We start from the raw sequence: 14,700 nt of genomic DNA on the forward strand, positions 1-14,700 counted from the left end.
ATCCCCATTCCCGCCCTCATAAAATAGTGAGGGCGGTTTTGGTTCGGTTTGGTCTTAAAAGTTGAGATCCAACTTTAGCGTGACATTCATCGGGCGGGCAAAGATGGCATCATAACCCACGCCATCAAGCGCACCGCCAGAGGCCAGCTGAACGAATGTACGTGAAAGTGGCAGCGTGCCACCGATGACGCGAATGCGTTCATCGGTGATGTTGTCGCCGATTAATGATAGCCTCCACATGCCATCATCGCTGCCAATTCCGATCTGAGCGCCCAGCTTTGTGAAACCATTCTCTTCGAGGTTCCGATCGAGATTGCTGGTTAGGAAGTAGCTTGAAGCCGTATCGACATTCAGGTTGAGGTCAAAATTGAGCGTGTCGGTGAGGGCGCGATCATAATTGATCCCAAAATTGGTTGTGACCTCTGGTGCATAAGGCGCGGTTTGTCCGCTCCGATCACAAAAGCTTACTCCGTTTACGACGGACGTCGCGGGCTCTTGGTACGCGCACTGGCTTTGCGGGAAGTCCGTGTACTCATAGTTGTTGTAGGCACCAGAGGCGTAAAACTCCAGATTATTGGTTATCAAGAAACGGGCGTCGGCTTCAATGCCGGAGACTTCTGCCTCGGAAGCATTTTGGACTAGGAAGCCAAGAACGCCGTCAAAGATGTTCGTCTGCAGGTCTTCGTATTCGGTTTGGAATGCGGTCACATTGATCTGTGCGCGATCCCAAGCCATCTTTGTTCCGATCTCGATGTTCGTGGCTTTCTCACCATCGAATTCGAACGTTCCTGGATTGTTGATGCCCGGCGTTCCGGGAATTGAGTTGCTTCGAATGTCAAAGCCACCCGCTTTCGATCCTTGTGTAAAGGATGTGTGAAAAGAGATGTTATCCGTTGCCTGATACTGCAAGCGAAGGAGAGGGTCGAATGAATCTTCGTCGATCGATCCAGAGATTTGGTGCGGTCCAACATTCAATACTGCAGCCCACAATGCTTCCAATGTCGCTTGCGGCACGGCGCCGCCTGGAGCGCCGTGAATTACCAGTTCGCGCGCGCCCGATTTCTCTTCGCTGGAGTAACGCGCACCAGCGGTGAAAGTGAGGCGGTCAGTGAGTTCGAAATCGCCTTGCGCGAACACTGAGTACAGATCGGAGCTTTGTGTATATGTCCGATCCCATCTGGAATCGACAAGCAATGAGACCGGCGGACCGGCAAGATTTAAAAAACTTCCGAGAAATACTTCATCGGTCACATCCACATCGCTGGATTGAAAATAGATGCCGGCAATGTAGTCAAACCGTTCGCCGCCTGGAGAAGCTATTCTGAACTCCTGAGACAGCTGCTCATAGCTTTCGGTTTGATTGGTGCCATCCAGGATATCGAGATTGGTATAATCCAAGTCGAGAATTTCGACAGTGTCATACTCAACGTAACCCGTGGTTGAGGTCAGGGCGAATCCGCCAAGATCATACTCAGCGGTGAGAACCGCATTTTTTAGTTCATTGGTGCTGGAGACTTCCTCGCTCGCACGGCGGTCATCCACGGTAACATCTACGGCGATCGGTCCGGCGAAGACTGTGGTGTAACCATCTTGCGGGTTGAGGTTTTCCATCGCGTAACCGAGTGAATCAAAGTCTGCGTATTCGGCCTTGAAGTTCACTGTCAGGGGGCCGCCATCATCCCAGGCAAGCTGGCCCCGAATATAGGATTCTTCTTTCTGGGGTTCCAACCTGTTCAGCTGCGTGTTTTCGATCCAGCCGCCCATATCTCGATAGGATGCTGTAAGGCGCCCACTCAATGCATCCGTGAGGGGACCAGAAACGACGCCCAGGACTTGCGTCTCCTCGTGCTCAAATTCGTATGAGGTTGAGAGCTTTGCTTCGAATTCTTTTGTCGGTTTAGCCGAGACTACATTTACGGCACCAGCGATGGCGTTTTTGCCGAACAGGGTTGGTTGGGGGCCGCGCAAGACTTCGATGCGTTCCAGGTCGACAAGCGGGGTGCGGATGAGCTGGCTGCGGCCATATGATATGCCGTCGAAATACATACCAACTGATTGTTCAAACCCTTTATTGTTTCCTGTGGTGACGCCGCGAACGCCGATGTTCGAGTCAATCTGGTTTTCGTTGATGAACACGTTTGGAAGGGATTGTGAAAGGCTCGCGAGATCATCGATGGAACGGTCTTCAATCAAGTCGCCGCTGACGGCGGAAATCGAGATTGGAACGTCCTGGAGCGACTCCTCGCGAATTTGAGCGGTGACCGTTACGGTGCTCAGCTTGCGAACGCCTTGCTCATCGTCGCCAGATGATTCGGATTGCGCTAGAGCGGGGACTGTCGCCACCAGTAGTGCGGTTGCAGACACACCTAGCAGATGAACGGATTTGAGCATTGATTTCCTCCCAAAATTGCAATGGCTAGAGGAATGGGTAACACACGAGTTTCTTTATGCAAGTAACTTGCGGATGCGCTCATGCGATTGTTTGAAAGTGTGACGAATTTGTCTGTGCCACAAGGTTTTCCACCAGATCCGGGGGCTACAGTTGACCAATATTCGTTTCCTGCTTCAACAACAGTCGGCCGGTTAGCTCCAGTGTCGCTTCATTAACCATCATATGTTGTGTGGCGACGTGGATGTCGCGGAAATGGCGTTGAAGCGGACTTTTTTCGTAGACCGAGCTGCCACCTGCGAGGGTGTAAAGGTCTGTTACAATTTCAGCGCAGGATTGAACCGCGTGAGTGAGGGATAATCTCAAATCCACACGGTTCTCGATCGATGGCTCGCCTTCATTCTGCGCGTCGCCCCAGCAATTATCGATGGCGTCATACATGAACAGGCGTGCCGCTCGCAAACGTGCGTGGGCGCGCGCAATCTTTGTTTGCACAGCGGGCCTTTGAGCGAGAGATTTGGCGCTACTCTGAGGCTTTTTTGTGACTGCGAGTTCGATGACATGATCGAGGCTCGCTTTCGCGATTCCCAATGCGACGGCGGCGATACCGATGGCCAGGAAACCAAAGTATGGAAACCGGAAGATCGGCTTGTCGCTGCGCCGGGCCTCAGTGATAATCAGGCGGTCTTCGGCGAGGAACAGGTTTTCGACTTGAAAGTCAGTCGAGCCGGTCCCCTTCAGACCGCTAACATGCCAAGTATCCAGAAGTTCCAGCTCGTCTCGGCTGATTAGAAAGCTACAATGCCGTGGCGCCCCATTTGGCAACGTTTCGAGCGCACCGTCCTTACCAACAATGAATGCACCAGCGGTCAAATAGTGGCAGTTCGGACTTCCTGAGCCCCACTGCCAACGCCCACTCAGCTGATACCCGGAAACGCCATTCTGAGTTACCCGGCTCGCACGCCCCATTGGAGCGAATACACCGGCGATGAAGGCGTTGCGGTCGTCAGCTATTTCTTTACCGAGATCCCCGCTGAGATCGGCGATGCTAAACGCCGATGTATTCCCGATAAACAGTACCCAGGCGCAGGACGCATCAGCGCGCGCGATATACTCAACCACCTCCGCATAATCTCTTGGCGGCGCGCTGAGGCCACCATATTCAGCCGGATTGCAAATTCGATACAATCCCGTTTGGGCGATACGATCGACCAGGTCTTGAGAGACGTGGCCTTGCGATTCAAATTCTGTCGCGCGCTTGGCGATTTCTGAAAAAAAAGGTTGGGCCAGATCTATGGGTTGGATGCTCAAACTCGCCTCGTTCTGTTCGTTGATAAAATAGATGTCGCGACCATCAGGCGGGCGATTTCGTGCGCGTGCGCCAGCCAGAAGGTGAATTGCATAACAGAACTGTGTTTGTGATCCAAGAGGCCTCCTTGCGTCATGTGCCGTAAAGTTCACCAATTCGTCGGCGAGGTGCAATCAGTCTATCGGTCCAAAAAAAGGGGCTGTGCGCTCCCTCATCGATCGCGCTTACTAGTCATCCAGGCACATCGAGGTGTTTGACTCGACGGCGCCGTCAAATTGAACAAGATTAGTTTGATAATGAAAGGCACGATGGAGCCCGACCAAGGGACACAGAATCAGCACGTTAGAGAGGAATTGAGAGACATGAAGACAGGATGGGCTCTGGTGACAGGGGCGGCAGGAGATATTGGCGCTGAGACTGCTCGTGTATTGGGTCAGAACGGGTATAGGGTCTTGCTCAGCGATCGACGCGAAGATGCGTTATTAGGCGTCGCCGACCAACTTCGCCGCGAAGATCTTGTGGTGAAAGCTGTGGCCAGTGACCAAACCGATCCAGATTCCGTAGCAAATCTATTCGCGAGCGTCGAAACCGACGGCGGCGTCCAGGCCGCGTTCGTCAATGCTGGGTACGGTCAATATGGTGCATTGGCTGACATCACGCTCAGTCAATGGCAGCGACATATGAATATCAACCTCACTGGCGGTTTCTTGATCGCTCAGGCTGCGGCCCAGGACATGATCAAACGTGGGTGCGGCGGATCTATTGTGTTCAACGCGTCGACAGCGGCGACACATGTTTGCGACCTCCTGGGTGCGTACGCGGTATCCAAGGCTGGCATTGCGATGTTGGCGAGAAGTTTATCTTCGGAGCTCGGCGCCCACAATATTCGCGTGAATACGGTGCTGCCCGGAATCATAGAAACGTCGATGACCAAATCGCTGCTGGATGATCCAGATACTAAAGGCACCGCACTCGCGGAAACGCCTGCTGGTCGCCTAGGGCAGCCTCGCGACGTTGCAGAACTGGTGGCGTTCCTGTGCAGCCCGAAATCTGAGTACATCACGGGTGCCGAGATCCGTGTGGATGGTGGTCAAACCGTGCACGGATTTCCTCGTTGGTTTTCGTCAGATTATCGCGAAGACGAGGCGAACTGGCGGCCGCACCGGTTCGCTCAGGCCAACGAAAAGGTGTAACTGGCATTGGGCGCGCAATTCAATTGTCGGGCTTTCGGGAGATTGCTCGCGGAGGGCGAGGAAAAAACCCGCTGACACGCTGCTTATAGGATTCATAGTCCGGATATCTGCGCACCATAGACCGTTCGAGAACGGCTTTGCCTGCAAAGCGGTAGAGCACGTAAAACATGATTGCGGGACTGAACAGTGTGAACACTCCATAGGCGCTTTCGAGCGCAATCAAAGACAGTCCGACCCACACAGCAAAGTCGCCGAAATAGTTCGGATGCCGCGTCCACGACCACAGACCGCGATCCATGAGCTTGCCCTGGTTCTCCGGATTGGCTTTGAAGGCCTGAAGCTGTGCATCGCCGACAGTTTCGAACACTATCCCCATCCCGAAAACGGCGATGCCGAAATACGCTAATACGCCGATCTGCCCACTTCCCGTTCCAAATGCCGCCGACGATCCAAATTGCCCCACCTGAACCGGGAGTGAGATCAAGAAGGACATGACGAGCTGCAAGGCAAACACACGATATATGCTGGAGAATGTAAATGACGCTCCGACTTTTTCGCGCATGCGCGCATAGCGATAGTCCTCGCCATGACCAATATTGCGGATTGCAAGATGTGCGCACAGGCGAATAGCCCAACATATTACGAGGAGTGTTATGATGGTCGCGCGGGGATCGGTGACCGGATGAAGGTACCAGGTCGTGACCGCGGGTAACGCGCAAGCCGGCCCCCATGCGATATCGACTATGCTCACGTTTCGCAGCCACGTGCCCAAAACCCACAACACACAGAATGCCACGGTAGCGATAGAAAAATTTAGTAGGATAATCTGTATCATCATTTCCGTGCTCAGGCTTGCTGGCGTCGCAATGTCAACTCATATCACGTCCAAACGGGGTTTCATAACCATACTGACTGGTGTCTTCGAAGACGGTTCTCTAAGGCCAAATTTGACTTGAGCTGGCCGTATGAGGCAGCGCGGGGATCGCAATGTCTGTGTGGATGCATGAACGAGAATGTTCGACTAACTTGCATTGACTAACTGACTCGCAGAGTTTTAGGCTAAGCTTACAAATAGGGCCATTTGCCGGGAGAGAGCGACTTGAATCAGCTGACGCAAGCAGTTGCCATTTTGGCAGTACATTCACTGATGTTGGCCGGCTGCGCGGCTCCGTCTTTGAACTCAACCGTATCTTCGGAAGTAGACGCCGATATATCCTTAGTCGAGCGATGCTCCTCAATGGCTTCGCAACTTACTGGTTCAGAGATCACCATACAAGTCTCCAGGCCAGTCGCCGAGAATTCGGATCTACCAGCATATTGTCAGGTGGCCGGGACGATTGCGCCATCCATTGGATTTGAGGCGCGCTTGCCTCTGAACTCCTGGAATGGGAAGTATCTGCAATCGGGCTGCGGTGGATTCTGCGGCACGGTGGTGGCGGACAAACCCGGTTATTCCAACGCGATCAATTTTGCACTTCGGCGCGGATATGCTGCGATCACGACAGATGGTGGGCATCAATCATTGCACGTAGGCGAATCAGAATGGGCGTTCGACAATCGCGCTGCCGAAGAGCTTTATGCGCATAAAGCTGTTCCGCTCACGTTTGAGGCAGGCCATCGTTTGGTTGGAACCCTATACGGTGATGCTCCGAAAATCAGCTATTTTTCGGGCTGTTCGAATGGCGGCCGGATGGCGATGATCGCCGCTCAGCGTTATCCTGAGTTGTTTGATGGCATTGTTGCGGGATGTAGCGTTATCGATCTTTCTCGTGCCGGCGGCCTGATGGGAACGTGGATCGCTCAATCGAATTCCGGCGAAGATGGGCGCCCAATTATCGACCATGAGTTCGGTTCTAAGCTCGCCTTTCTGGAGCGAGCGGTAGAGGAACAATGTGATCACCTGGACGGACAACTCGACGGCCTAATCATGTCGCCGCGAAATTGCACCGTAGATGTATCGTTAATCACGACCTGTGCTGATAACGAGTCGCGAAACGACTGCCTGACCGCCGCGGAGAAACGAGTTGTGACTGCGTGGTATCGCGGGCCGCATAACAGTCAAGGTGAGCGCTTGTTTCCCGGGATGCCACCCGGCGGAGAACGGTACTGGAGGGTCTGGTACACCGGAAATGGGGAAGCGATGGCGCCCGGAATGTTTCTAGCCACCGGGTACGGGCGAGATCTGGGTTTTGAACAAGATGATCCGAATTATCGCGCGACTGACTTTGATTTCGATATCGATCCTCAACGCCTGCAGGCGATGGGTGAATTATACAATGCGCTAGACCCTGATTTGAGCGCGTTCAACGCAGCCGGGGGCAAACTAATAATGTGGCACGCTTTGTCAGACCCACTCGTGCTTCCGGATCAATCGGTGAGCTACTATCAAAACGTTTTGGATGGCGCTCCCAACGATCGGTCGGTGCAGGATTTTGCGCGCCTGTATCTCGCCCCTGGCTTAGGGCATTGCTGGGAAATGATTGGCGATGGCCCAGGTAAGATCGACTTTCTCTCAGCACTCGAAACGTGGGTCGAAGACGGGCAGGCGCCGGATGCAATTCTGGCACGTCCTGATGAAGATGCCATCGAGTCCCAGCCGACTTTGATGTTGCAGCCATTTCCTCGAACGGCAGAGTTTGTGTCAGCCGAGTGAGCCGCGGCAGCGAGGCCTTTTAGAAAATCGCGAACGATCGCCTATCCCGTCTTTCCAATCCGTCGGGCGTATTAGACTTTTCTGGGAGACGGATCCCAACCCTTAAGCCTTACACACCCACGACGAAGGAGCAGTTCGTGGTGCCAGACCCGCCAACATTGTACGTCGCGACGGTCTTCGCACCTTCCACCTGATAGTCACCAGCCCGGCCCGTTGTCTGTTTGGCGGCATCTAACAGCATGCGTACGCCGGTCGCGCCGACGGGGTGCCCGAGTCCGATCAAACCACCAGACGGGTTTATTGGTATTGATCCGTCAAAGGCGATGCGCCCATCTTCAACAGCCTTCCAGGCTTCTCCGGGGGCTGTGATGCCGAAGTGTTCAATCGCCATGTATTCGGTGACGGAGAAACAATCATGCGTTTCGATAGCGTCCAGTTCTTCAGGTCCGACAATGCCCGCGCGCGTATAGGCGTCGGTGATCGCCTTGCGTACCCAAGGGAAAACATATTCCCCATCCTGACTTTCTGCGAGCTTGGTTTCCATCAGCATCGGTGCGGTCGTGTGTCCCCAACCCTTGATGCGCGGAATGGTTTCGAACGGAATATCGCGATCTTCAGCGTACTGTCTGGCGCGCTCTTCGGAGGCTAGGAAGATGACCGCTGCTCCGTCGGTTACTTGTCCGCAATCCTGACGGCGCATCCAGCCTTCAATGACCGGATTAGCTTCATCATTCTCGGTGAAGCTTTTCTCCGTGAATTGCCAATTTCGAGCCTGCGAGTTCGGATTGCGCTTTCCGTTCTCGAAATTGATTTTCGAGATCCCCATCAGGTGTTCGTATTTGAGGCCGTAGCGCTCATCATAGACATCGGCGAGGTCCGAAAACATGCGCGGCCAAAGATATTTTGCGCCTACACCCTCTCTCCCGCGCCAGGCTGCGGCGCCGAGATGATCTGCTGCGAGGTCGCCGTCAACATTGCGCATCAACTCGATGCCGGCCACGCAGGCTAGACCGTAGCGGCCACTTTCAATGTCAGCCATCGCGGCCATGGTTGCCAGAGAGCCCGACGCACAGGCTCCCTCGTGGCGCGAGGCGGGCATGCCCGAGAAATCAGGGTGAACATGCCCAAAGAATCCGCCAAGCATCCCCTGGCCGGTAAACAACTCGGCGACGAAATTTCCAACGTGTCCAACGTCCACGTCTTTGGCGTCGAGATCAGTCGCCTCCAATGCTTTCAAGACTGTGTCAGAAAACAAATCGAACAGGCTCTTATTGTTTCGGGTCCAATTGCTGGAAAAGTCGGTTTGAACTCCTCCAAGAATGTAAACAGCATTCGACATCGTTCGCGTTTCCTCTCGAGTGCAAGAACCGTAGGCGGCGGACTACAGGGTTTTTTGATCGCCTATGGCGCGAGATAGTAAGAACGAGAGTATTATAATGCAAGTCGTATTTGCGACCATGGATGGATCGGTCGCGCGATGTGCGATTTTATCTGCGCCGCTCTACTAATTCTACGGTTGCATCGGTCGGATGAACCGGCTCACCGCATTCTGAGCACCCCACGAATGCGTTCAATGCATGACCACAGGTTTTGTGTTCGAGGATCAATGGAGGTCCTTCAGGTGATGCGTAATACTCGTCCCCCCATCGTTGAAGCATGACCAGAACCGGGTAGTAGTCGATGCCTTTTCGCGTCAGCCAGTATTCATGTCGCGCCGGGTTCGTCTGGTACAGCACGGCGGTGAGTACCCCTTTCTCGACCAGCCATTGCAGGCGTTCAGTCAAAATATTTGACGCCATGCCGGTATCATTAAGAATCTCGTCGAACCGGCGAAGTCCGGTAAATACAGAGCGAATGATAAGGCTGGCCCACCGGTCACCCATGACTTCAGCGGCGTCGGTAAACAATGACAGGGATTCCGGATTATGCGTCTGGTGGCGGTGCCGGCGGCGACGTTTATATACGGCCGCCATCATACCGACGCCTGGACCTTCTTCCCAGGCAACGTCGCGGGCGGAGAACTCATTGCCGCAATTGCCACATTTCGGAACAGGCTTGAAACGCTTGCCACACGTCGTGTGAACCAATCGGACCTCTAGCTTGGTTTTTTTGGCTGACCAGGCTTGTTCCCAACGCAATAGCATCAGCGATACCCAGTAGAGGTCTCGGCCTTTTGTGGTGAGAATGTACTCTTTGCGCGGCGGGCGTTCGGAGTACAAGCGGGTCGTGAGAAGCCCATTGGTTTCGAGGGACTTTAACCGATTTGAGGTCAGTGCTTTGAGCTGGCCCGACCGCCGACAGATCCCATCGAAGCGACGTTCGCCGAACCAGATAGCTTCCAGAATCAATAGTGTCGGCGTGTCACCAATCACTTCCAGAGCCCTCCAGATTGAGCACGTCCGAATAAATTTTTGCTCTTTGGCGGATTGTTGTTTCATATTGGCTTCAATTTCTTATCAGTATCGAACCGGCATCTCTCTTATAGTGTCGAGCTCCGGCTCCATGAAGTCTTCTCCGGTGGGCGCGCGAGACGTCAACCTTTATCTGAGACTCGTAAGCATTGGTCTAACATCGTTCAATAATTAGTGCAGATCCAATGCCATTCGCCGCTGACGCGACGACCATGCCTAAATGTTCATCGCGGCGTTCAAGTTCGTGCAGCAACGTGGTTGTCAGTATAGCTCCCGTAGCCCCCATCGGATGCCCCATCGCGAGATGCCCACCATTGACGTTTACCTTGGCGAGGTCAGGTGCATATTCTCGTTCAAATCGAAGCGGAACGGATGCGAAAGCCTCCATGAACTCAATCAGATCTAACTGATCCAAAGTCAAACCAGTTCGCGCGAGTGCGGTTTCCATGGCCTGAAATCCAGCTCCAAACTGAAGAATCGGGTCGCCACCGCAATCCACCGATGCCCGAATTCTTGCCTTCGGTTTTAGACCCGCTGCCTCTCCCGCGGCTGCAGAGCCTGTCAAAACGAGCGCCGCACCGTCAGAAAGCCCAGGCGTGTTCGAGACCGAATGGACGTAATTCACTTCCGCAAGATGTGGAAAGTGCGTCAGCATACGCTCATCATATGTGCCATGCCCCAAGGATGCGAATGCAGGGGGCATGCTGGCGAGTTGGTCACGCGTCAGTTCGGGGTTGATCCACTCGTCGCGCTCTAATGCCGGTTCGCCATCGCGATTTTTGACCGTGATCACGCCTGTATCATAGCGACCGTTTTCCCAGGCAGAATGGGCCTTGTGGTGTGATCGCAGTGTAATATCGTCGAGATCCTCTTTCGTATATCCTTCCAGGCTCGCCACGAGTTCGGCGCCTAGGATTGGTGGAATATAACCAAGGGATTCACTGACAGGACCGCCCTTTGTGAATTCGGCGCCATCGGCCAAAAATGGCACTTGCGAGAGCATCTCAACGCCGCCAGCCAAGCTAAGACCAGAGGCGCCAGCAGACGCGTAGTGCGCTGATTCACTGACGGCCGTCAGACCAGATACGCAGTAGTTATTGATGGTTTTTGCGGCAACATCATTGTCTAACGCACTCGCCAGCTTGGAGACCAATGCAATGTGTCCCCCTTGCGAATGAATTTGTCCCACGCACCCAAGTAGCAAGCGCTCTGTTTTCGCGATGGCGTCTGGGCCATTGCGTTCGGAAACCGCGAGAACGAGTTGTGCGACCAGTTCGTGAGGATGCAAATTCGACAAGCTTCCGCCGGGTTTTCCATCTTTGCTCGCACGGCCTTTGCCTCGCGGAGTTCGGACCGCGTCGTAGATGTAAGCATGACCCATATGATCTTGTCCGATTAAGTTGCGACAATAACTTGCATAGCAAAACCAACATGGTATTCCAATACCTCTAGACCCTGAAATGCAGGATCAAATCAGGCCGTTCGCTGTGAGTTTCGCACGAATGGGCACGAAGAGGATCAAAGATGTCGGCGCGATTAGTCAATGAGTATAAATCCACAATTCAGCCCACGGACCACCCATACCTAACCGGCGCGTGGACCCCTTCGACGAAAGAATATGACGCTGAAGACATGACGGTCATTGGCGAAATTCCGAAGGATTTAAGCGGCATCTATATCCGAAACACCGAAAATCCATTGCACGAAGCCATTGGGGTTTATCATCCGTTTGACGGCGATGGTATGTTGCACGCAATTTCGTTCAAGGACGGCAAAGCAACCTATCGAAATCGATTTGTTCGAACGGAAGGGTTCGAGGCTGAACAGGCTGCGGGGCAATCACTTTGGGCCGGGGTTGCGACCAACCCGGCGAAATCGATTCGAGATGATGGATGGGGCGCGCGCGGACGAATGAAGGATGCCTCGTCGACGGACGTGGTGGTGCACGCGGGCGAGATCGTCTCTACATTCTATATGTGTGGCGAAGGCTATCTGTTGGACCCGTACACGCTTGAGCCGAAAGGAACCGCGGCGTGGGTTCCGGATCATGGTGTGTCCGCTCATCCGAAAATCGACCCGCGGACTGGGGAGATGCTGTTTTTCAACTATTTCAAAGAGCCTCCATATTACAATTATGGCGTTGTCGGTCCTGACAAGAAGCTAAAGCACTTTGTGCCGATCGAGCTTCCGGGCGCACGCATGCCGCACGATATGACATTTACCGAGAATTACGCGATTCACATTGATTTGCCGCTCTTCTGGGAAGCTGAGCTTCTAAAGCGAGGCATTCATTCGGTGCAATTTCACGATTCACTTCCGACTCGCTTTGGCATCATTCCGCGCATGGGGAGTGCCAATGAAATTAAGTGGTTCGAGGCGGCGCCGACATATGTCTTGCACTGGGTCAATGCTTATGAAGAGGGTGACGAAGTCGTCGTCGATGGCTATTTCCAGGAGGACCCAGATCCGGAACCACTCGAATGGAAAGATGGTGACAAGAGGTTTGGAAAACTGCTTGCAAACATCGATGGATTATCGTTTCGACCAAAACTTCACCGCTGGCGGTTTAACATGCGCACCGGCGAAACGCGTGAGGAACGATTGCACGATTCCATTGTCGAGTTCGGCACAATGAACCAGCAATTCGCCGGTATCAAAAACCGCTATGTCTATTCCAAGACCTTCATCCCAGGCCGCTTCCTATTTGGAGGTGTCACAAAACATGATCTTGAGACGGGGGATTCTGCTACACTGGAATTTGGCGAGCAGCGATATGGCAGCGAAGCGCCGTTTGCGCCGCGGATCGGGGCTGAAAGCGAAGATGATGGTTACCTCGTGTCGTTTATCACCGATATGAAAGAAGATCGCTCAGAGTGCATCATAGTTGACGCGAAAGACTTGGAGGCTGGGCCTGTGGCTCGGATTATCCTGCCGCAACGGATCTCTAGCGGAACGCATGCCACTTGGGCGTCGCACGACGAGATCGCTCCGTTTCGGTCTTAGCTTCGTCGCGCCTCGCGAGGTTAGAGAAATTGCGAAAGTTCGGCGCGCGGCACCTTGTTTAGTGGATTGCGCGGAAGAGCGTCGACTTTGACCAAGCGCTCAGGCCATTTGAATTTTGCGATCCCACATTGCTCCAAGAACGCGCTAAGGTCCGCGACGGAGAGGGATTTGTCTGGGCCTAGCACGACCACAGCACAGACTTTTTCACCCATGACGTCGTCAGGATAGGCGCAAACCGCTGCTTCGATTATATCCGGATGGCTTGCGATGACGATGTCCAGCTCTTCTGGCGAGATGTTCATCCCGCCTCGGACAATCAAGTCCTTGCAACGCCCCACAAACTGATAAAACCGGTTTTCGGGACCCGCGATTTGGAACAGGTCGCCGGTTCTGAAATGGCCGTCTTTCGCAAATGCCAACGCATTGTCTTCGGGACTGCGATAATAACCGTCAAACACCGTTGGGCCGCTTATGTGCAGCTCGCCTGTAATGCCGGGCTCTGTGATTTCTGTGCCAGTCTCGAGGCTGATGAGTTTCGATTTAAACTGATTGCCGCCTTGATTTGTCCAGGTGAATCCGGAAGCGCCGAAGCGAGGGAAATATCGTGCACGATCAGTCGACGAGGCGACGTCATCGGGGGCACCTATTATTGCCATGCCTTCGTTTGATCCGAAGAAGTTGATGATGTCGATGTTGAGGAGGGCCTTGTACCCCTCGATCATTTCTGGCGCGAGCGGAGCGCTGCCAGACCCGATGATGCGCAGGTTTGAGAGATCGAATTTCGTGAGCAGTGTGTCCCTCTGTGCCAAGAGCATATTTAAAACAGCCGGCGGCGCGATCGTATACGAGACGCGTTCATCTTGAAGCTGACTCAGGAAGATACCCGGCTCGAATGGGTGATGCAGCACCAGTCGCGCCTGCCGTTTCAACCAAACATACAAAAAACCACCAATGGCAGCCATGTTGATTAAGGGAAACGGATTCAGCAGCGCCTCACCCGCGGCGATATCGATCGCTTCGGTATTGGTGAGGGCGATCGCGTTCCAGTGATTGTGCGTTCGCGGTACACCTTTAGAGCGCCCGGTCGTGCCGGATGTCCAGCAAACTGTGAAAATGTGATCGGCCGAGATCGAGGGCCATGTCTCCATCGGCTCGGGATTGGCCTCGTCAAACCATTCAATATGATCCGTTTTATCATCAGCCGTCTTCTGTCCGAATCGGATCTGGACGCACTCATCGTTGAACACGTCTGCCACATCGGCCGCATAATCGGCGCCATTGAATGATGCGCATGCGAGGTACGCGCGCGGCTCAATCGTTTCCACAATATGAGAGAGTTCGCTGGAGCGATATTGCATCGCGACCGGGCTGATAATCAGCCCCAGGCGCGCTGCGGCAAGGTAAGTGTAGACAATTTCAACAGTGTTGGGCATCTGAACCACGATGCGGTCATGCTGGCGCAGACCCAGGCCGTGCAGCATTGCGCTGAGCTTGCGCGCAGCCTCGTCCAATTGTCGAAACGTGAGCTTTAGCGGGGCACTGCCGACCAGCGCTGATTTGTTCGGCGGGTCAATCAGCGCGATTTCATCTGGCCGCGCCGCCAAGGCCTGTTCAAACGCGGTAGATAAGGTTTCATCGTGCCAGCTACCACTCGCGCGATACTCTCGGATTCTTTCTTCGTTGGCTCGAATTGGATGCATGAAGCCGCCCTTTACGTCGCTTGGTCACTCGCATTTCTGGAG

General features: G+C 53.9%; 10 protein-coding genes. 3 read left to right on the forward strand and 7 right to left on the reverse strand.

The annotated features are described in order from the left end of the window. Positions 1-54 precede the first annotated feature (54 nt). Positions 55-2,391: a TonB-dependent receptor gene (locus tag MY069_RS17125; RefSeq protein ID WP_482795001.1), complete on the reverse strand. Its 2,337-nt coding sequence runs from the start codon at positions 2,389-2,391 to the stop codon at positions 55-57. Between the two features lie 145 nt (positions 2,392-2,536). Continuing rightward, entirely contained in the window at positions 2,537-3,700 is a 1,164-nt protein-coding gene (locus tag MY069_RS17130; RefSeq protein WP_482795002.1) for an acyl-CoA dehydrogenase family protein, read from the reverse strand. 360 nt (positions 3,701-4,060) lie between these two features. Here MY069_RS17130 and MY069_RS17135 point away from each other — a divergent pair, with 360 nt between their 5' ends. Beyond that, on the forward strand, positions 4,061-4,891 hold the full coding sequence (locus MY069_RS17135; protein ID WP_482795003.1) for an SDR family NAD(P)-dependent oxidoreductase: 831 nt from the start codon (positions 4,061-4,063) through the stop codon (positions 4,889-4,891). Between the two features lie 19 nt (positions 4,892-4,910). Here MY069_RS17135 and MY069_RS17140 read toward each other — a convergent pair whose 3' ends face one another. Beyond that, complete coding sequence (locus MY069_RS17140) at positions 4,911-5,729, reverse strand: DUF1295 domain-containing protein (protein ID WP_482795004.1); 819 nt, start codon at positions 5,727-5,729, stop codon at positions 4,911-4,913. A 399-nt stretch (positions 5,730-6,128) separates the two neighbouring features. On the opposite strand from MY069_RS17140, the gene MY069_RS17145 reads away from it, so the two are divergent. After that, a complete protein-coding gene (locus MY069_RS17145) occupies positions 6,129-7,544 on the forward strand; it encodes a tannase/feruloyl esterase family alpha/beta hydrolase (RefSeq protein ID WP_482795005.1) in 1,416 nt (471 codons plus the stop codon). 109 nt (positions 7,545-7,653) lie between these two features. On the opposite strand, the gene MY069_RS17150 is transcribed toward MY069_RS17145, so the two are convergent. The 3 genes from MY069_RS17150 to MY069_RS17160 all read right to left on the reverse strand — a co-directional run bounded on the left by MY069_RS17150 (position 7,654) and on the right by MY069_RS17160 (position 11,336). Continuing rightward, positions 7,654-8,883: an acetyl-CoA acetyltransferase gene (locus MY069_RS17150; protein ID WP_482795006.1), complete on the reverse strand. Its 1,230-nt coding sequence runs from the start codon at positions 8,881-8,883 to the stop codon at positions 7,654-7,656. 148 nt (positions 8,884-9,031) lie between these two features. Beyond that, a complete protein-coding gene (locus tag MY069_RS17155; protein ID WP_482795007.1) occupies positions 9,032-9,982 on the reverse strand; it encodes a winged helix-turn-helix transcriptional regulator in 951 nt (316 codons plus the stop codon). A gap of 127 nt (positions 9,983-10,109) precedes the next feature. Next, positions 10,110-11,336 (reverse strand): acetyl-CoA C-acyltransferase, encoded by a 1,227-nt coding sequence (locus MY069_RS17160; protein WP_482795008.1) that lies wholly within the window; start codon positions 11,334-11,336, stop codon positions 10,110-10,112. 143 nt (positions 11,337-11,479) lie between these two features. Between MY069_RS17160 and MY069_RS17165 the strand changes: the two genes are divergently transcribed. Further along, entirely contained in the window at positions 11,480-12,958 is a 1,479-nt protein-coding gene (locus tag MY069_RS17165) for a carotenoid oxygenase family protein (protein WP_482795009.1), read from the forward strand. Positions 12,959-12,978: 20 nt separating this feature from the next. Here MY069_RS17165 and MY069_RS17170 read toward each other — a convergent pair whose 3' ends face one another. Then, positions 12,979-14,658 carry a class I adenylate-forming enzyme family protein gene (locus tag MY069_RS17170; RefSeq protein ID WP_482795010.1) on the reverse strand — a complete coding sequence of 560 codons (1,680 nt, stop codon included), beginning with the start codon at positions 14,656-14,658 and terminating at the stop codon, positions 12,979-12,981. Positions 14,659-14,700 lie beyond the last annotated feature (42 nt).

Source organism: Hyphomonas sp. ske169 (genome assembly GCF_056850855.1).